Below are 20010 nucleotides of genomic sequence, written 5' to 3'. Positions count from 1 at the left end.
TAAACCTGAGCCGTTTAGTGTATGTAGTAACTCTGGTTTTTTAGCACCTTCACGGCGAAAACGTGCTTGCATACGGCGTGCTTGGAAATCGTGCATATTTGAACAAGACGAAATTTCGCGGTAGGTATCTTGCGCCGGTAACCATACTTCTAAGTCGTATGTTTTAGCTGCGCCAAAGCCCATGTCGCCCATACATAAAATGACTTTGCGGTACGGAAGTTCTAGTGCTTGTAGTATTTGCTCTGCGTGGCCTGTTAGCTCTTCAAGTGCTTGCATAGAATCTTCTGGTTTTACTAGTTGTACTAGTTCAACTTTATCAAACTGGTGCTGGCGAATTAAACCACGTGTATCGCGCCCGTAGCTGCCTGCTTCACTTCTAAAACATGGCGTGTGTGCAGTTAAGCGAATTGGTAAATCACTTTCTTCGTAAATTTCGTCGCGTGCGCTGTTTGTAAGCGGTACTTCTGCTGTAGGGATTAAGCTAAAGCCAGCTTGTTGTTCACCGTCGTCGTTTACTAGGCCTAATGTGTGGAATAAGTCGCCTGCAAACTTAGGCAATTGGCTTGTGCCGTAAAGGCTTGCGCTGTTTACTAAGTACGGTACATACATTTCTGTATAACCGTTTGTGTCTGTGTGGGTGTCTAGCATGTATTGCGTTAATGCACGGTGCATACGTGCTACTTGGCCGCGCATTACTGTAAAGCGTGCGCCACTAATTTTAACGCCCATTTCAAAATCTAGGCCGTTTAGGTCTTGCCCTACATCTACGTGATCTTTTACTTCAAAGTCGTACTTTTTAGGCGTGCCCCAGGTAAGTATTTCAACGTTGTCGTCTTCATCAGCGCCTTCTGGTACTGATTCGTCTGGCAAGTTTGGAATTGCTAATGCAATGTCGTTAATGGCGTTTAATACTTCGTCTTGCGCTTTTTTAGTTGCGTCTAATTCGCTGCCTAAATTTGCCACTGCGTCGAGTAATGGCTGTGCGTCTTCGCCTTTCGCTTTTGCTTGGCCAATAGCTTTAGCACTGGCGTTACGTTGACTTTGAAGCTCTTGCGTTTTTACTTGTAATGTTTTGCGTTGCTCTTCAAGTTCTGTCACTTTTGCAACATCAAGCTCGTAGCCACGAGCCGCTAAGCGTGCTGCAGTTTGCTCAACGTCTTGTCGTAAATATTTAGAATCTAACATGTTAGTTTTTTAACCTTTTTGCATTACCAGCTGAAGGCCCAGCCAAGCCATAAAAATACAGATCATCACATTTAAGATGATATTGAGGGCCATTTTAATAAAGTGACCTTGTTGTAACAACAACAACGAGTCCATTGAGAATGTTGAAAAGGTGGTTAACGCACCTAAAAAGCCAATACCAATAAGGGTTTTAGCGGGGCTTGCGGTGATAATTTCTTTATCTATCAAACCGTACAAAATGCCCATTAACAATGAACCCAGAATATTAACCGTCAACGTGCCAAAAGGGAATCCCCTACCGAGGAGTTTTAGCATGGTTTCGCTAATAAAAAACCGTAAACAGGCTCCTGAGGCGCCGCCAAGGGCAATCATCACATAAAGTTTAATCATTTTCGTACCGTTTAAGTGAGCTTTGCGCATCGCGCTCTTTTAGGTAATCGAGTTTTTGTTTAATTTTTTGCTCAAGGCCGCGATCGCTCGGTAAGTAATATTCCTTACCTTCCATTTCTGGCGGTAAGTACTTTTCACCTGCAGCAAAGGCACCTTCTTCGTTATGCGCATAGCGGTACTCGGCGCCATAACCTAGGTCTTTCATTAAGTTGGTTGGTGCATTGCGTAAATGCTCTGGCACGGGGTAACTTGGCTCGTTTTTGGCATCAGCCTTTGCTTGGTTAAATGCCATATAAACCGCATTACTTTTGGGTGCGCTGGCTAAATATAAAGTGGCCTGTGCAATGGCGCGTTCGCCCTCGCTTGGGCCTACACGCTGAAAAATATCCCATGCGTTTAAGGCCACTTCCATCGCACGCGGATCGGCATTACCTATGTCTTCTGTGGCAATGGCAAGTAAGCGCCTTGCTACATAAAGTGGGTCGCCACCGCCGGCTAAAATACGGCAATACCAATAAAGCGCACCATCGGGTGAGCTGCCTCGTACTGACTTATGAAAAGCCGATATTAAATCGTAAAATTCATCGCCGCCTTTATCGTATTTAGCTAAATGGGTGGGAAGTACTTGGCTTAATACGTGCTCGTCTACGTTGTATGTGCCATTTTGCTCGGTGGTTAAATCAACCGCTTGTTCAAGCAGGTTTAACACTTTTCGTGCATCACCACCGCTTGCTTGGCACAGTGCCTGTTTGGCGTTATTAGCAATAACTATGTTTTTTTGGTTTAGTTGCTCATCTTGCAAAAGTGCGCGCTCTATAACTGTGTATAAGTCGCTCTCTTGTAATGACTTTAAAACATAAACCCGTGCGCGCGATAAAATAGCATTATTAAGTGCAAACGAGGGGTTCTCGGTTGTGGCGCCTACAAATATAAAGGTGCCATCTTCTATGTGAGGTAAAAATGCATCTTGCTGCGATTTGTTAAAGCGGTGCACTTCGTCAACAAACATAAGGGTGCGTTGTCCGCGGCTTTGTAGGTTACCTTGGGCTTGCGTTACGCTGTCGCGAATATCTTTCACGCCTGCGGTAACAGCCGACATTTGTATAAGCTCGGCATCGGCATGGTTTGCAATAATTTGCGCAAGGGTGGTTTTACCCACCCCTGGCGGGCCCCACAAAATTAAGCTATGGCAACGCCCTGCAACAATGGCTTGGTGCAGGGGTTTATCGCCACTAAGTAAATGTTGCTGACCTATGTATTCGTCAAGCGTTGTTGGGCGCATTCGCGCCGCAAGCGGGCGTACATCGGGCCCAAAGTTAAAGCCTAAACTATTCACCGTTACTCTGATCGTCTATTTCAACACCCTCTGGCGGGGTAAATTCAAAGGTACTTGTATCAAGCTCGGTATTTACTTGTGCATCACTAAAACTAAATGATGAAAGCTGACCAGAGTTATCCGTCACGATTAATTTAGCAAGGCCTTGCTCGTTACCTGCAAAGGTAATATCAAGCTGCTCGACTTGGCTCTCTACGCCTTTATTTGGCGTAACACTAAAGCCAGAGTTAGTAGCTTGTACGCTGTATTTTTCCCATTGAGCGGGATCTTTTGAAGTAAGCAGGATAAACGGTGTTGAGTCTATCAGGCTGTGGGTATCCATTATGGTTACTTGCTCAGCAAAGCTGTCGAAGTAATAGGTTTTGTCGCCATTTGATACAAATAAAGTATCGTCTGGGTTTGTTTGCTGCCAGCGGATCATCATAGGTTGTTTAAGGGCAATTGTGCCCTCGCCTTGCATAACAGCTTGGCCTTGCGAATCGGTTACGTTTTGTGAAAACTGCGCTTTAAAGCTTCTAAGTGTGGCGAGTTTGTCTTGCAGTGCTTGGCTGTCATCAGCAAAGCTAGGCGTGGTAACTAAGCTGCCAAGCACTAATAATAAACTGTTTAATTTTTTCATCAATTTGCTCCATTAGGTACTAATACATCGCGAGCACCATTATGACCTGGTGAACTTACGATACCTGATGTTTCCATTTGTTCTACTAGTCGTGCTGCGCGGTTATAGCCAACACGCAATTTACGCTGTACTGATGATACCGATACTTTACCCGTTTCTATTACAAATGCGACTGCTTCGTCGTATAAAGGGTCTGACTCTTCGTCGGCGTTTTCGCTGGCTTCACCGGGTAATAAAATATCTTCTGTTGCATCACCATTTAAAATTTCATCTACGTAGTTTGGTTTACCACGTGCTTTCCAATCATTTACAACGGCGTGCACTTCATGGTCGTCTACAAACGCGCCATGCACACGCTCTGGTACACTTGTGCCTGGCGGTAAATAAAGCATGTCACCCATGCCTAATAGGTTTTCGGCGCCTTGCTGGTCAAGTATGGTACGCGAGTCTATTTTACTTGATACCTGAAACGCCATTCGTGTAGGTATATTGGCTTTAATTAAGCCAGTAATTACATCTACCGATGGGCGCTGTGTTGCAAGTACTAAGTGTATGCCTGCTGCACGTGCTTTTTGCGCAATACGGGCTATTAGCTCTTCAACTTTTTTACCTACAATCATCATCATGTCGGCAAATTCGTCAATAACTACCACTATACTTGGTAGTTTATCTAGCTCATCGGGACCTTCTTTCATGCCGTCGGTGTTTTTAAATAATGGGTCAAGAATTGGGTAACCCGCCTCTTTGGCCTCAAGTACTTTTTGGTTATAACCTTTTAGGTTACGCACACCTAGCGCCGACATTAACTTATAGCGGCGCTCCATTTCACCTACACACCAACGCAGCGCATTAGCCGCTTCTTTCATATCGGTAACTACTTCACACAATAAATGCGGTATACCTTCGTAAACTGAAAGCTCTAGCATTTTAGGATCAATCATGATCATACGTACATCGTCAGGGCCCGATTTATACAGCAAGCTTACTATCATGACATTAACGCCCACTGATTTACCTGAACCAGTTGTACCTGCAACGAGTAAGTGTGGCATTTTACCTAAATCAGCACACACAGGTTGCCCTGCAATATCTTTACCTAACACCATGGTCAATGGCGATGGGTTTTGCTCAAATTTAGGCGCGTTAATTACCTCAGATAAACGGACTATTTCGCGGTGTTTGTTAGGCAGCTCTATACCGATGTATGTTTTACCCGGTATAACTTCAACTACGCGTACGCTGATAGCTGAAAGCGAACGGGCTAAATCTTTAGATAAGCCAGTAATTTTAGACACTTTTATACCTGGTGCTAAATCAAGCTCAAAACGCGTTACTACGGGCCCTGGGTAAACCCCTACTACAGTGGCTTGCACGTTAAAGTCGAGTAGTTTTGTTTCAACAAGACGCGATACACTATCGAGCTCTTCTTGCGAAATTGGGTTTTTAGCTTTGTCTGGTCTATCGAGTAAATCGAGTGAAGGTAAAGGCCCCGGCGGTGGCTCTTTATCAAGTAACTCTTCAAATTTTTCTTTTGCTGTTGGCGGTGGCTGATACGCAGGTTTTGGCTTAGGCATCGGTCTAGCTGGCGATACAACCGTAGTAACTGGTTTTTCACTCTCAACGACTTGGCTTTGATCAAGCGCGTTAAGCGCAGCCTCTGTATCCATTGGCTCGTCATCTATGGCACTAAAGCCAATTTCTTGATCGAGTATATCGTCAAGCTCATCAAATGGACTGTAGTCATCACTAATTTGTGGCTCACTAAACGTTGGCTGCTCTTTAGTAATGGCTTTTTGTTTGTCTTGTTTTTTAATGTTAGTCGGTGCTTGTTCAAATTCGGGGGAATCGTTTAGCTCGTTGTTTGTATCAAACGCGATTTCATCAAAACTTTCATCGTTAAACTGAGCATCAGCTTGTACTGCACTACCCGCAATACGTTCTCGTTGCATCCAACCTTGTGCATAGTCTTTAGTATAACGATAAAACCTAACAACTAAATCGCCCAACCAGTCTACAAACTCAACCCATGACACACCTGTTAATAGGGTTAAGCCGGCAAAAAAGAAGCACAATAATAAAATAGTGGTACCGGTAAAATTAAACGCAGGCATCATTGCTGATGCAATAACATCGCCCACTACCCCACCAGATGAAAAGTTATAAATATCGTCAAAATTAATACTGCTAATTGCGGTAGCTGACGTTATAAATAACGAAAAGCCAATAACACGAAGTGCAAGCGTTGTGTAATCAAGCTGTAAAATTCGGTGAGGTTGCTTAAACAATAAATAGCCAAACAACTGAATTGCCGCAGGTACAAAGTACGCGAGCCAACCAAAGGTAAGTAATAATATATCAGCAATCCACGCACCAGCAGCGCCTGTAATATTACTTACTTCGCTAAAGCTTGTTTGTGACCAAGCAGCATCTGCTGGATCAAAGCTGATCAAGGCACATAAAATGAAAATTGCCGCAAAGGTACTGATTATCAGCCCTGTTTCTAATAGTCTTTGCACACCGTTTAGGCGCATAGCTTCCTATCCCTCTTTATTATTCTATTTGCACTTGCTTAGCAGTCAAATACCTTAGCAGGAAATGCAATTTGATGCACTTTATCTTAGTTTGTATGGCCTGATTATGAACAAGTTTTTATTATTTAAGCGTAAAAATAAATATACCAACGCGTAAGTAAAGCTCTTAATCAATATAAGGGCGAATAATTACACCTTGCTCACCTTTTACCTCTTCCATTACTACATAAGTTCGGCTTTCGCTTACGTTAGGAAGTTTCAAAAGTATATCGCCTAAAACACCTCGGTATTCCGACATATCGTTAACTCGCGTTTTTAATAAAAAATCGAAATTACCCGACACTAAATGGCATTCTATTATTTCTTCGTGCTTTTTAACGGCTGCACTAAATTCGTCAAATACATCAGGAGATGTTTTAGTAATTGTCACTTCTACATAAACAGATAACCCCTGCCCAAGCTTGGCAGGATCGACCACAGCTTTGTAACCTAATATATAGCCTTCTCGTTCTAGCTTTTTTACTCGTTCTAGACAGGGCGTAGCGCTCAGGCCAACTCGTCGGGCCAGTTCTACATTAGAAAGTCGCCCATCGTGTTGTAATTCCATTAAAATTTTACGGTCAATTCTATCTAATAACTGATGCATACACCCAACTAGTTTTTTATTCTGTTTATTCTTATTATTTAGATAATAACACTAGCCTATCATTTAAAAAAGGTGAGACACACTGCCTTATCATGAATATAATAGTGGAAAATATAAATCCGTTCTTAATAAGGCAAATTTTATGATTATTGGTGTACCTAAAGAAATTAAAAACCATGAATACCGTGTAGGTATGGTTCCTGCGAGTGTTCGTGAATTAGTAAATCACGGCCACCAAGTGATTGTTGAAACAGATGCAGGTATGGGCATTGGTTTTACAAACGAAGATTACACACTAGCTGGCGCTGAAATTTTAGCAACTGCTGCTGATGTTTTTGCTAAAGCAGATATGATCGTAAAAGTAAAAGAGCCACAAGCTGTTGAACGTGCAATGCTACGTGAAGACCAAATTTTATTTACTTATCTTCACCTTGCACCTGATCTTCCACAAACTGAAGACCTTGTTAAAAGCAAAGCGATTTGTATCGCATACGAAACAGTAACAGATGCGCGTGGCGGTTTACCGCTTCTTGCACCTATGAGTGAAGTTGCTGGTCGTATGTCTATTCAAGCTGGTGCACAAGCACTTGAAAAATCTAACCACGGTCGTGGCATGCTACTTGGTGGCGTACCAGGTGTTGAAGCTGCTAAGGTTGTTGTAATTGGCGGCGGCATGGTTGGTCGCAGCGCAGCGCAAATGGCTGTTGGCATGGGCGCAGACGTTGTTGTTCTTGATCGTAACATTGATGTACTTCGTGCATTAGACGCGCAATTTGGTAATAAAGTAAAAGCTATTTACTCTACTGCTGACGCTCTTGAAAAACATGTACTAGAAGCAGACCTAGTAATTGGTGGCGTACTAATTCCTGGTGCAGCGGCACCTAAGCTAGTAACAGCTGATCACATCAAAGCAATGAAGCCTGGCTCTGCAATTGTTGATGTTGCCATTGACCAAGGTGGCTGTATTGCTACTTCTAAAGCAACTACACATGCTGATCCTACTTTCATCGTTGATGAAGTTGTTCACTACTGTGTTGCTAACATGCCTGGCGCTGTTCCACGTACATCTACTTTTGCACTTAACAATGCAACATTGCCTTTCATTATTAACCTTGCAAACAAAGGTTACAAAAAGGCACTACTTGATGACGCTCACTTCTTAAAAGGCTTAAACGTAATTAAAGGCCAAGTTACATACAAAGAAGTAGCAGAAGCGTTCAACATGGAATATGTTGACCCACGCACTGCAGTAGAAAACGCATAAGTATGTGTTTTATAGTTAGGTAATTACCTAACTATAAGCAATAAAAAAGCAGCTAGTTAGCTGCTTTTTTTGTGTCTAAATTTTATGGATTGATTTATATAAAACGCTTAATTATAAAATCTACTTTTACACGTTTAGCCTGGCCGAGTAATTTTTTAACCGGTTGCGGGTAATCGTCCATTGTCTCTAAGTCATCGGGGCCAGTTAAACGGCGGCAGTGTTTTAGTATTTCCTGCTTTTCGGTTTCTATTGCTGGCATGATTGTTTGCTCAGCATCATCAATTAAAATACCGTTTTCTATATCCAGCCCCCACGCACGTGGGTTTAAGTTATGCCCGCTTAATAAATGCTTAGTGCGGTCAGAGCAAATGCCCTTTAAATGAAAAGAGTTGCTTTCATCTTTCCACAAGTACACATTTAAATTACCGTTATCAATATGACGTTTTTGCGATTTTACAAATTTGTGCAAAATAGTTTCGTATAAATACGGCAGTGCACCAATTTTACTAAATGGCTCACTTGGCGGTAAGTAAAAGTCATTTGCTGTTTTATCGCCTACAACAATAGTAACTTGCTTACCTTGTTTTAATAACCGGCGCAGAGAGCGCATTAGCGGTGCCGGAAAGTTAAAATACGGAGTATAAAGAACAAGCTCTTGTTCTGTAGTATCAAACAAAGCTTTTATAATACGGTTTAGCTCATTATTACGTCGCCCTAGCCCTAAAAACAAACGTACACCTAACGGCTGTGTATTTTTTTGCTCGGCCGATTTATAACTTGCTGATTTTAGATCGCGCATTAATTGCTTTTGTTCAAGCTTAAAGTCGATTAAACGTTTAAGTGGACGAGAATCAATTCTTGGAACAGCAATAGAGCTAAGCAGTTGAGACTCTATAAAGTCGACTACAGAATCACACAGCTCGTTTTGCGTCACTAAAAAGTAGCGGTCGAGCCTGTAGCGCTCGTTATATTGCAAATACACATTATTTAAGCTTGCACCGCTGTAAAGTAAGGTATCGTCAATTACAAAACCTTTTAAGTGTAATACGCCAAAGAGCTCTTTAGCTTTTACAGGTACACCGTAAACCTGAACGTTTGATTTAAATTTTTCTAAGAAGTCACAATATAAACTTGCGTTACCGTCTGATTTTTCGGCGCCAATAAGGCCGCGTTGCGCGCGATGAAAATCTACCAGCACTTTTATTTCAAGTGCAGGGTTTGCTAATGACACGCGATGAAGCGCTTCTAAAATTTCGCGCCCTGCTTCGTCGTCTTGTAAATACAACGCTGTAATGTAAATTCGCTTTTTTGCGTTAGCAATTAAACGTAGTAATTGCGTGCGGTAATCTTGCGCATTGGTTAAGACGTTAACGTCTTTTGAAGTCAACCCAAATGCGGGTTTTTCCTGCCAAAATAACATAGTTGCCTATTCGCTTAGGTCACATAATCTATCAGTGACAAATAAAATTAGGTAAAACATAACAAAAAAATTCAAGGTGGTCATGAATTAACGTTGTTTTGTTGCCTGTTAGTCTATTTATTGAGCTACTTTAACGTATTAACTGTAAAAGCACATAGTACTAGTACACAATACTGCACAGCTTTTCGATTTGCTGAAAAAAATAATCACGGAATTTGTTTACTTGTGCCTTGTTTTTCTTAGAATCGAAGCCATTAAGTTCAGAATTAAACGTTTAGGAAAAGATCATGACTGAAGCAAAACATTGTAAGTTACTTATTTTAGGCTCAGGCCCCGCTGGTTACACAGCCGCAGTATACGCAGCCCGTGCAAATTTAAACCCTGTTTTAATTACAGGTATTCAACAAGGTGGTCAATTAACAACGACTACCGAAGTTGAAAACTGGCCTGGCGATGCACACGGCTTAACAGGTCCTGCGTTAATGGACCGTATGAAAGAGCACGCTGAACGCTTTGAAACTGAAATTGTTTTTGATCACATTAATAAAGTTGATGTATCTAAACGCCCTTTCACATTAACTGGCGATCAAGGCACTTACACATGTGACGCATTAATTATTGCAACAGGCGCATCTGCTAAGTACTTAGGTTTAGAGTCTGAAACTAATTTCCAAGGTCGTGGTGTTTCAGCTTGTGCTACGTGTGATGGCTTCTTCTATAAAGGTCAAAAAGTTGCAGTAGTAGGCGGTGGTAATACAGCGGTTGAAGAAGCGCTTTATTTATCTAACATTGCTGATGAAGTTCATGTTATTCACCGTCGTGATAGTTTCCGCAGTGAAAAAATTCTTGCTGATCGTTTAGCTGAAAAAGCACAAAATGGTAATGTAGTACTACACTACAATCGTACTTTAGATGAAGTACTTGGCGATCAAATGGGCGTAACTGGTGTGCGTATTAAAGACGCACACTCAGATGCTACTGAAGAGCTTGATTTAGCGGGTGTATTTATTGCTATTGGCCATAAACCAAACACAGATATGTTTGAAGGCCAACTAGAAATGAAAGACGGCTATTTAGTTGTTGAGTCAGGCCTTAACGGTAACGCCACTCAAACAAGCGTAGCAGGCGTTTTTGCTGCAGGTGATGTATCTGACCATATTTATCGTCAAGCAATCACATCAGCGGGTACAGGCTGTATGGCAGCCCTTGATGCAGAACGTTTCCTAGATAATCTGTAATCACGCTAAATAATTTAGAAAGGGCTGATAATTCAGCCTTTTTTTATGCCTAAAATATAGTTACACTTTTAAGATAATTAATAAATTAAGCAATGTATGAGAAACCAGCTATACCAATTAAGTGAAAACGATATAGCATTTCCACATCCTGAATATGCACTCACCTCTCCTGATGGGTTACTGGCAATAGGCGGTGATTTATCAGTTGCTCGTTTAAGTAATGCTTACAAAAATGGTATTTTTCCGTGGTTTAGTGAAAACGAGCCCATTATGTGGTGGTCGCCAAGCGAGCGTGGCATTGTAGAGCTTAATGAGTTTCATATAAGTAAGAGTCTGCGAAAGCATTTAAAAAAGCACCCCGTAAAAGTCACGCTTAATAATGCATTTGCTGAAGTGATTGAAGCGTGCTGTGAGCAACGCATTGATACCGAGGGCACTTGGATCACTCAAGATATGATTGACGCTTACAAAGATGCACACGAGGCTGGTATTGCACACAGTGTTGAAGTTTGGCGTGATGGTGAACTAGCAGGTGGCCTTTATGGCATTATGCAAAATGGTGTATTTTGTGGCGAATCGATGTTTCATCATCAAACCAACTGCTCGAAGCTTGCGATGTGGGCGTTGGTTAATTGGCTAAAACGTAATAATGCACATTTTATAGATTGCCAACTAGAAAACCCTTATTTAACTTCTTTAGGTGCAAAAGTAATCCCCCGCTCAGAATTTTTGACTAAACTCAAAAAAGCACACAGTTATTGTGTTGACCAAACAATGTGGGAACCGCAGGAGCTAAACGCAATTTATGAATGAACATCTTCCGGCACGCGTTGGCTTAAGCCAAGAGTTTGCTTGTAGCTATCTACCCGATCGACAAGAACAGCTTTTGGTGATTTTAGATCCAAGTTGTTATACAACTGATAAATTTGAACAACTATTAGCGTTAGGCTTTCGCCGCAGCGGTAACCAGATTTATCGCCCGCACTGCCCTATTTGTAGCGAGTGCAACTCAGTACGAGTATTAGCGCAACAATTTATTCCATCAAAATCGCAAAAACGTAAACAAAACAAAGCAAATTCAGCATTTGAGGTTAGGTATTCAAGTGTTGAGCGTGAGCAATACTATCCGCTCTACAGTAAATATATAAGCTTACGCCATAGCGATGGCTCTATGTACCCTCCTGATAAAACGCAGTTCCAGAGCTTTTTATTATGCAGCTGGCTAGAGATCACATTTATAGAGTTATGGCATCAAGATACGTTAGTGGCCGTTGCGGTAACAGATTGTATGAACAACGCTATATCGGCTATTTATACGTTTTTTGACCCCGACTTTGAGCACTATAGTTTAGGCTCGGTAATGATTTTACAGCAGCTTAAATTTGCTAAAGAACAAAATAAAGAATTTGTGTATTTGGGCTACCAAATAGACGAATGCGACAAAATGAAGTACAAAACTCAGTTTTTGCCCGCACAAAAACAGGTTAATGATGAGTGGTTGGCTATTTAATTTGCAAAAATGCCCCCAGCGCCTTTACTTATTGGCGTATTTTGGGCAAAATCTGCAGCGTTTAACTATTAAAGAGGTGTTACGCTAAACATGGCGAAAGAAGACGTAATCGAAATGCAAGGGACAGTCCTTGATACTTTACCAAATACAATGTTCCGAGTTGAGCTAGAAAATGGTCACGTAGTTGTGGCTCATATTTCAGGTAAAATGCGCAAAAACTATATCCGTATTTTAACCGGCGATAAAGTAACGGTAGAAATGACTCCTTACGATTTATCGAAAGGTCGTATCGTATTCCGTGCTCGCTAAGTAAGTGCGTAAACGAGATTTAGTTTTTGGCTAGTGCATAACTAGCTTTAAGCGTTTATTAAATGTAATTGATGGTACTTACTAGCAATTACATTTAATAAACAAAAAACCCAGCTTTTGCTGGGTTTTTTGTTGCCTGTAAAAAGCAAAAAAATAGCTCGCTATAAGCGAGCTATTTTATTTTTACAAAGCTAGTTACGCTGGTGTTAAATTACTTTCATAATCAAAGCGTATTTTTTTATCTTTAACAGACACTTTAACTGTGCCGCCATCAATAAGTTGACCAAATAAAATTTCGTTGGCCAGTGGTTTTTTAAGCTCTTCTTGAAGAACACGCGCCATAGGTCGCGCTCCCATTGCTTTATCATAACCTTTGTCTGCAAGCCATTCGCGCGCTTTAGATGTAAGTTCTAAATTAACTGACTTCTTATCTAATTGCGTTTGCAGCTCAACAACAAATTTATCCACAACTTGTAAAATAACGTCTTTTTCAAGGTGGTTAAACCAAATAATGTTATCTAAGCGGTTTCTAAATTCTGGCGAGAATACTTTATTAATTTCGCCCATTGCATCGTGCGTATGGTCTTGCTCACTAAAGCCAATAGATTTGCGCGTTGTTTCTTGCACACCTGCATTGGTAGTCATTACTACAACCACATTTCTAAAGTCGGCTTTGCGGCCGTTGTTGTCGGTTAACGTACCGTGATCCATTACTTGCAGCAAAATATTGTAAATATCTGGATGTGCTTTTTCAATTTCATCCAAAAGTACAACCGCATGTGGATTTTTAATTACAGCTTCGGTTAATAATCCGCCTTGCTCAAACCCTACGTAGCCTGGTGGTGCACCAATTAAACGACTCACCGCATGGCGCTCAACGTACTCAGACATATCAAAACGAATAAACTCAACACCCATACATTTAGCTAGCTGTTTAGTGACTTCTGTTTTACCTACACCCGTTGGGCCTGCAAATAAGAAAGAACCCACTGGTTTATCTTCGTTCGCAAGTCCTGAACGAGATAATCTAATAGCTGATGTAAGAGCGTCAATAGATTGGTCTTGCCCAAATACCAACATTTTAAGATTACGATCAAGGTTTTTAAGCGTTTCTTTATCTGTTGATGACACATTTTGCGGTGGAATACGTGCCATTTTAGATATGATCAACTCAATATCTGATACACCAATGGTTTTTTTACGCTTAGAGCTAGGTTGCAAGCGCTGATTTGCACCGGCTTCGTCTATTACATCAATGGCTTTGTCAGGTAAGTGACGCTCATTAATGTACTTAGCGCTTAGCTCAGCGGCTGCTTTAAGGGCTTTTTGTGTATAACGAATACCATGATGCTCTTCGTAACGCTCTTTTAAGCCATTTAATATTTTAGTGGTATCGGCAACACTTGGTTCAAGTACATCAATTTTTTGAAAGCGGCGAACCAATGCGCGGTCTTTCTCAAAGATATTTTTATATTCATTGTATGTAGTTGAGCCCATACAACGTAATTGCCCACTAGAAAGTAGTGGTTTTAATAAGTTTGATGCATCCATTACGCCGCCCGAAGCTGCACCTGCACCAATAATTGTGTGTATTTCATCAATAAATAAAATCGAGCCTGGTTTTGCTTGCAGCTCTTTTAATAAACTTTTAAAGCGTTTTTCAAAATCCCCACGGTATTTAGTGCCCGCCAGCAATGCGCCCATATCAAGAGAGTAAACAACTGCATCAGCAATTACCTCAGGTACTTGCTCGTTAACAATTCGATACGCAAGGCCTTCTGCAATGGCTGTTTTACCAACCCCTGCTTCACCTACAAGTAACGGGTTATTCTTTTTACGGCGACACAATACTTGTACTGTGCGCTCTACTTCGCTATCCCGACCAATTAATGGGTCAATATGACCATCACGAGCTTGAACGTTTAAATTAGTAGTAAAGCTATCTAGTTTGCTTGCTTCTTCGTTTTGTACTTCTTGCACTTCTTCATGAATGTCGTCGGTGTCGTCACCTAACTCATCATCTGCCTTTGAAATGCCATGAGAAATAAAGTTAACAATATCTAAGCGAGAAATATCGCTCTTTTTAAGTAAATATACGGCTTGGCTTTCTTGCTCTGAAAAAATAGCAACCAAAACGTTTACGCCTGTTACTTCATTTTTTCCTGATGATTGAACATGAAAAACTGCACGCTGGAGGACTCGTTGAAAGCCAAGTGTAGGCTGAGTTTCGCGCTCTTCTTCTAAATCTGGAATTACCGGCGTGGTTTCGTCGATAAACTCTAATAGTTCAGTTTTTAGGCCTGAAATATCAACACCGCACGCGTTTAATGCTTCCCCCGCTGACGGGTTATCTAAAAGCGCAAGTAAAAGGTGCTCTACGGTCATAAACTCATGACGGCGAGTGCGCGCTTCACGAAACGCGGCATTTAAGGTTAGTTCTAAGTCTTTGTTTAGCATTGGCAACCCCTTACTGAGATAATAATTTATACCACATCAATTGGATGTTTGATCACCCTAATTGGTATTTATACCAATTGCATTAAATTAGTGGCTATTATAGCGATGAGTAAATAGCTTAGTTACAAGGAAAAAATTACAAATATAGTTGTTCTATATGAATAATTTTTAACGAAGTTAATAAGTTATTTAATCCGCTTAAATGATCACTTTTTAATAAAATTGGTATTTATTCCTGCTCACAACTACAAAGCAGTGGATGCTCGTTATCCCGCGAGTAGCGGTTAACTTGTTCAGCTTTGGTATGGGCTACGTCGAGGCTGTAAACCCCGCATATACCTTTACCTTTTTCATGAATTTGAAGCATCACGTCGGTTGCTCTATCGCTATCCATATTAAAAAACGTCATCAGAACTTCTATTACAAAGTCCATTGGCGTGTAGTCGTCGTTATTTAAAACAACTTTGTATTTTCGCGGTGGCTGAAGCTTTTGCTTTTCACTATCGCGAACTGTGTCTATAACACCTGAATCTTTCATACCACTCATAATTAAATATAGTCTTGTCTTTGGAACTCAAGCAAACTTGAATAAAAAATAAATAAAATGTTAAAAAATAACTTAAAACACTTGACTGATTGGCTAAATAAACTACAGTCAAATATAGATTGATTAAACCTTAGTCAGTCTAGCAAATTATACGGTTTAGAATAACTAAATTAGTCAACTTATAGAAGGATGTAGAAGTATGGCTTGTGGTAAAGTCAAATGGTTCAACAACGCCAAAGGTTTTGGTTTCATCGTAGAAGACGGCTGCGAGAATGATATTTTCGCTCATTACTCAACGATCGTAATGGACGGTTATAAGACACTTAAAGCTGGTCAAGATGTAACATTCGAATTAGAACAAGGTCCTAAAGGCCTTCATGCTAAAAACATTGCCCCTAACGGTGACATTTTAGAGTGATTGCAACTTTGTTCCACTAAAAGCGAGTGACCTAATTTAGATCCTCGCTTAATCCTTCAAAACACACTTCTTTGCTTCTACTGTCATTTATTGCCTCATTTTACGTAATTTCAACCCTTTTCCTTGAATTTATTTTATATACCCCAATGTTCTAACACAGAGCTATTTATATACTTGTTGGCAAGTTCAAAACCTAGCCCTTTTTAGCCAAGCTTGTTACACTCTTGGTGCTAAAAACAACGTATTAACATCGCAATTACCTAAGTGTTTTTGTATTAGGAACTTCCTATGCTAAAGGCTAATACCACTAAAACCAATTTAGTGGTTAAGTGTAGCGTTTTATTCGTTGAATTATAAACAGGAACCCAGTTCGTCAGGTGTGGTTATTCTGCTTTATTAAAAGGCAATAATGAGTACCAACACCTAACAAACTATTCATTATTTGAGAGTTGATACGGCTTCTCAAGCTTAATGAGTTCCTTTGCATTGTTGAATAAGGCCTTTGGCCTACTATCTAGGAATGATGATGACATCAAAAATTATCTATACAAAAACGGACGAAGCTCCGGCACTAGCAACTTACTCGTTGTTACCAATTATCCAAGCCTATACTAATGCGGCAGGTGTTGAAGTTGAAACTCGCGATATCTCATTAGCAGGTCGTGTAATTGCAAACTTCCCTGATTACTTAACACCAGAGCAACGCATTAATGATGCACTTGCAGAGCTTGGCGAATTAGCAAAAACACCAGAAGCTAACATCATCAAACTACCAAATATCAGTGCATCTGTTCCACAGCTTCGCGCAGTAATTAAAGAGCTACAAGCTAAAGGTTACGCGTTACCTGAATACCCTTCTGAGCCTAAAAACGATGAAGAAAAAGCAATCCAAGCGACTTACGATAAAATTAAAGGTAGTGCGGTAAACCCTGTATTACGTGAAGGTAACTCTGATCGTCGCGCGCCAGGTTCTGTTAAAGAATATGCACGTAACAATCCTCATTCAATGGGTGCATGGAGCAAAGATTCACAGTCATACGTTGCAAGCATGAACGAAGGCGATTTCTTTGGTTCTGAGCAATCAGTTACTGTAGATACTGCAACCGACGTTCGTATTGAACATGTAGCTACTAACGGCGACGTAACTGTACTTAAGCAAAGCACACCACTTTTAGCTGGTGAAGTTATTGATGCATCACGCATCAGCGCTTCTAAGCTTCAAACGTTTCTAGCAGCAGAAATTGATGCAGCTAAAGAAAAAGGCGTTTTATTCTCGCTTCATATGAAAGCGACAATGATGAAAGTGTCTGATCCAATTATTTTTGGTCACGCTGTTAAAGTATTCTACAAAGATGTATTTGCTAAACACGGTGAGCTTTTTGAAGAGCTAGGTGTTGATGTAAATAATGGTTTAGGCGACGTATACTCTAAAATTCAAACATTAGACGACGCTAAGCGCGAAGAAATTGAAGCAGATATTCAAGCTGTTTACGCAAACCGTCCTGCAATTGCTATGGTTGATTCTGACCGTGGCATTACAAACTTACACGTGCCAAGTGATGTGATCATTGATGCGTCTATGCCTGCTGCAATCCGTTCAAGCGGTCAAATGTGGAATAACGATGGTAAATTACAAGACACAAGCTTTGTAATTCCAGATCGTTGTTACTCAGGTGTTTACCAAGCAACTATTGATTTTTGTAAAGAAAACGGCGCCTTTGATCCAACAACTATGGGTAGCGTTCCAAACGTTGGCCTTATGGCTCAAAAAGCTGAAGAGTACGGTTCGCACGATAAAACGTTTGAAGCAAAAGCTGACGGTTCTATCCGTGTTGTTGATGCAAATGGCGCTACTTTACTTGAGCACACTGTTGAGCAAGGCGATATTTGGAGAATGTGTCAGGTTAAAGATGCACCAATCCAAGACTGGGTTAAACTTGCAGTAAACCGTGCACGTGCAACTGGCGTTCCTGCAATTTTTTGGTTAGACGAAAACCGTGCTCACGATGCACAACTAATCAAAAAAGTGAACAAATACCTACCAGATCACGACACTGCTGGCCTAGATATTCAAATTTTAGCACCGCTTGAAGCAACACTTTTCTCTTTAGCGCGTATTAAAGAAGGTAAAGACACTATTTCTGTAACAGGTAACGTACTACGTGATTACCTAACAGATTTATTCCCAATTTTAGAGTTGGGTACAAGTGCTAAAATGCTTTCAATTGTTCCACTTATGAATGGTGGTGGCTTATTTGAAACTGGCGCGGGTGGTTCTGCACCTAAGCACGTTCAGCAATTCGAAAAAGAAAATCACTTACGTTGGGATTCTCTAGGTGAATTTTTAGCACTTGCTGCATCACTTGAACACTTAAGTGTGACTGCTGGTAACAAAAAAGCACAAGTACTTGCTGATACACTAGATAAAGCAACAGGTACTTTCCTTGCACAAAACAAGTCGCCTTCACGTAAAGTAAAAGAAATTGATAACCGTGGTTCTCATTTCTTCTTATCTTTATTTTGGGCTCAAGAGCTTGCTAAGCAAGACGAAGACAGTGAGCTTAAAGCGCAGTTCACTCAAATTGCTAACGATTTAGAGACACAAAAAGATCAAATCGTAAGCGAGCTTAATGAAGCTCAAGGCCCTGCTGTAGACTTATCTGGTTACTTCCAACCAAATGATGATGCTGCATTTAAAGCAATGCGCCCAAGTGCTACATTTAACGAAATTTTATCTAAATTAGTATAATTTTAGATTAAATTAAAAAACCGCTTACTTTTAAAGTAAGCGGTTTTTTTGTGTCTTCATTTTATATAAAAAGGCCGCTACTTTAACTTTAAAGTAGCGGCCTTTAATAATTAACCTGAATTTTGGATAATTAAAGCTATATTAATTATTTTGTATAAGCACGCGGCATTGTTGAATCTGTAGTGTAACGCTCACGTAGTTTATCTTGGCGCGACTGTGTAGAAACCTCTTCACCGTTAATAATCATTTTACTTACATGGCTACTTAGCTCAAATGGGTCGTTACTCCATACAACCACATCGGCAGCTTTACCTACTTCAAGGCTACCTGCATTTATGCCAAATACGTCGGCTACATTGGATGTAACAGCATTAAGTGCACCTTGCTGGCTCATGCCGTACGAAACTGCATTACCGGCATCAAAACGAAGCTGGTAAATATTATGGCTGGCATCCCCGCCTACCGTTAAAATAACCTTTACTCCGGCTTTTTCAAGCACGGCTGCGTTATCTAAACTTGCATGAAGTGAGTCAAAGCTTGAAGGTAAGCTGTCCATTGCACTAATAATTACTGGCACTTGTGCTTGAGCTAGCTTTTCTTTTACTACTACAGCATCTTGCGCACCATTTAGCACTAGATTAATACCAAACTGCTTTTTAACCTTAAGAAGCTCAATAATATCTGCCGCTCGCGATACACCTACTACAAGTGGCATATCGCCGCTAAGTACTTTAGCCATTACTTTATCTTCAGTACTTGGCTTGCTGTCGTCATCTTTTTTAGGCTTTTTAGCCGCTTTAGTTTGGTGCTCTTCAAGCTTATTAATAAGCGTTTGCAATGTAAATGCACGGGAACCTTTGCTGCGTTCTCCTAAATAAACAATTAAAGCGGCTTGTTTTTGAATGTCGCTATCAAAACTACCACTTAAATCAACAACACTCGCAAGGCCCGAAAAAATACTGTCGCCACCGTGAGGAGTTATTACATCGCGTGTAACCCCGCCCTTACGCGCATAAGGTATTAAGCTAGAATGGGCGTTATAAGCAAGGCTTACATCAAAATCAATACCCGCTTTTTCTTCGCCTGCATCGCGAGAGCCTGCAACTGCACTCACTTCAACAAGGCCAAGCTGATTAATACTTGCAATAAAGCCAGGTGTTACAATTTGACCTTTTACATCAATAACTTTATCTGCTTGCACTTGTGTTGGGTTAATGGCGGTAATTTTTCCGTTATCCATTACTATACTAGCGTTTTCTATAACGCCTTGCTCTGATGAGGTATGAAGTGTTGCATTAACAATAGCAAGCGATTGGGCACTTGCCGCACCTGAGGCTAATAATCCAGCAGCAACCAGAGATAGCGAAAACGAACGTGATAAATTTTTCATT

At 40.7% G+C, this 20010-nt stretch carries 17 protein-coding genes; 7 read left to right on the top strand and 10 right to left on the bottom strand.

Annotated elements, in window-relative coordinates; translation table 11 throughout:
• The 6 genes from serS to lrp form a co-directional block, all read right to left on the bottom strand.
• Positions 1–1185: serine--tRNA ligase (gene serS / locus ATS74_RS15660; protein ID WP_058549794.1), on the bottom strand; the 1185-nt coding region annotated here is incomplete at its 3' end.
• Between the two features lie 9 nt (positions 1186–1194).
• Entirely contained in the window at positions 1195–1575 is a 381-nt protein-coding gene (gene crcB, locus ATS74_RS15655; protein WP_058549793.1) for a fluoride efflux transporter CrcB, read from the bottom strand.
• A complete protein-coding gene (locus tag ATS74_RS15650) occupies positions 1568–2911 on the bottom strand; it encodes a replication-associated recombination protein A (RefSeq protein ID WP_058549792.1) in 1344 nt (447 codons plus the stop codon). The genes crcB and ATS74_RS15650 overlap by 8 nt, the downstream gene beginning before the upstream one ends.
• On the bottom strand, positions 2904–3530 hold the full coding sequence (gene lolA / locus ATS74_RS15645) for an outer membrane lipoprotein chaperone LolA (RefSeq protein ID WP_058549791.1): 627 nt from the start codon (positions 3528–3530) through the stop codon (positions 2904–2906). The genes ATS74_RS15650 and lolA overlap by 8 nt, the downstream gene beginning before the upstream one ends.
• On the bottom strand, positions 3530–6061 hold the full coding sequence (locus tag ATS74_RS15640; RefSeq protein WP_058549790.1) for a DNA translocase FtsK: 2532 nt from the start codon (positions 6059–6061) through the stop codon (positions 3530–3532). The genes lolA and ATS74_RS15640 overlap by 1 nt, the downstream gene beginning before the upstream one ends.
• A 166-nt stretch (positions 6062–6227) precedes the next feature.
• On the bottom strand, positions 6228–6707 hold the full coding sequence (gene lrp, locus ATS74_RS15635) for a leucine-responsive transcriptional regulator Lrp (protein ID WP_058549789.1): 480 nt from the start codon (positions 6705–6707) through the stop codon (positions 6228–6230).
• A gap of 142 nt (positions 6708–6849) precedes the next feature.
• Between lrp and ald the strand changes: the two genes are divergently transcribed.
• On the top strand, positions 6850–7971 hold the full coding sequence (gene ald, locus ATS74_RS15630) for an alanine dehydrogenase (RefSeq protein ID WP_058549788.1): 1122 nt from the start codon (positions 6850–6852) through the stop codon (positions 7969–7971).
• Positions 7972–8065: 94 nt separating this feature from the next.
• Here ald and pssA read toward each other — a convergent pair whose 3' ends face one another.
• Positions 8066–9391: a CDP-diacylglycerol--serine O-phosphatidyltransferase gene (gene pssA / locus ATS74_RS15625; RefSeq protein WP_058549787.1), complete on the bottom strand. Its 1326-nt coding sequence runs from the start codon at positions 9389–9391 to the stop codon at positions 8066–8068.
• Positions 9392–9678: 287 nt separating this feature from the next.
• Here pssA and trxB point away from each other — a divergent pair, with 287 nt between their 5' ends.
• From trxB to infA, 4 genes are all read left to right on the top strand, one after another.
• Positions 9679–10629, top strand: coding sequence for a thioredoxin-disulfide reductase (trxB, locus tag ATS74_RS15620; RefSeq protein ID WP_058549786.1), 951 nt, complete (start codon positions 9679–9681; stop codon positions 10627–10629).
• Positions 10630–10725: 96 nt separating this feature from the next.
• On the top strand, positions 10726–11442 hold the full coding sequence (aat, locus tag ATS74_RS15615; RefSeq protein ID WP_058549785.1) for a leucyl/phenylalanyl-tRNA--protein transferase: 717 nt from the start codon (positions 10726–10728) through the stop codon (positions 11440–11442).
• Positions 11435–12139, top strand: coding sequence for an arginyltransferase (locus ATS74_RS15610; protein WP_058549784.1), 705 nt, complete (start codon positions 11435–11437; stop codon positions 12137–12139). The genes aat and ATS74_RS15610 overlap by 8 nt, the downstream gene beginning before the upstream one ends.
• A gap of 90 nt (positions 12140–12229) precedes the next feature.
• Positions 12230–12448: a translation initiation factor IF-1 gene (gene infA, locus ATS74_RS15605; protein ID WP_002962494.1), complete on the top strand. Its 219-nt coding sequence runs from the start codon at positions 12230–12232 to the stop codon at positions 12446–12448.
• 195 nt (positions 12449–12643) lie between these two features.
• Here the strand turns inward: infA and clpA are convergent, their stop codons facing one another.
• Together clpA and clpS are read right to left on the bottom strand one after the other, a co-directional pair.
• Complete coding sequence (gene clpA / locus ATS74_RS15600; RefSeq protein WP_058549783.1) at positions 12644–14905, bottom strand: ATP-dependent Clp protease ATP-binding subunit ClpA; 2262 nt, start codon at positions 14903–14905, stop codon at positions 12644–12646.
• A 229-nt stretch (positions 14906–15134) separates the two neighbouring features.
• Complete coding sequence (gene clpS / locus ATS74_RS15595) at positions 15135–15443, bottom strand: ATP-dependent Clp protease adapter ClpS (RefSeq protein WP_082660643.1); 309 nt, start codon at positions 15441–15443, stop codon at positions 15135–15137.
• A gap of 208 nt (positions 15444–15651) precedes the next feature.
• On the opposite strand from clpS, the gene cspD reads away from it, so the two are divergent.
• Both cspD and ATS74_RS15585 read left to right on the top strand, forming a co-directional pair.
• A complete protein-coding gene (gene cspD, locus ATS74_RS15590) occupies positions 15652–15870 on the top strand; it encodes a cold shock domain-containing protein CspD (protein WP_004586755.1) in 219 nt (72 codons plus the stop codon).
• A 526-nt stretch (positions 15871–16396) separates the two neighbouring features.
• Positions 16397–18619 carry an NADP-dependent isocitrate dehydrogenase gene (locus ATS74_RS15585; RefSeq protein ID WP_058549781.1) on the top strand — a complete coding sequence of 741 codons (2223 nt, stop codon included), beginning with the start codon at positions 16397–16399 and terminating at the stop codon, positions 18617–18619.
• Positions 18620–18764: 145 nt separating this feature from the next.
• Here the strand turns inward: ATS74_RS15585 and ATS74_RS15580 are convergent, their stop codons facing one another.
• Entirely contained in the window at positions 18765–20009 is a 1245-nt protein-coding gene (locus ATS74_RS15580; protein WP_058549780.1) for an amidohydrolase family protein, read from the bottom strand.
• Position 20010: the final 1 nt, after the last annotated feature.

The sequence above is a fragment of the Pseudoalteromonas sp. H103 genome, from assembly GCF_001469205.1.
Lineage (GTDB): Bacteria > Pseudomonadota > Gammaproteobacteria > Enterobacterales > Alteromonadaceae > Pseudoalteromonas > Pseudoalteromonas carrageenovora.
The sequence above is the reverse complement of the archived record's forward strand: the minus strand, read 5'-3'. Positions and strand labels throughout refer to the sequence as shown.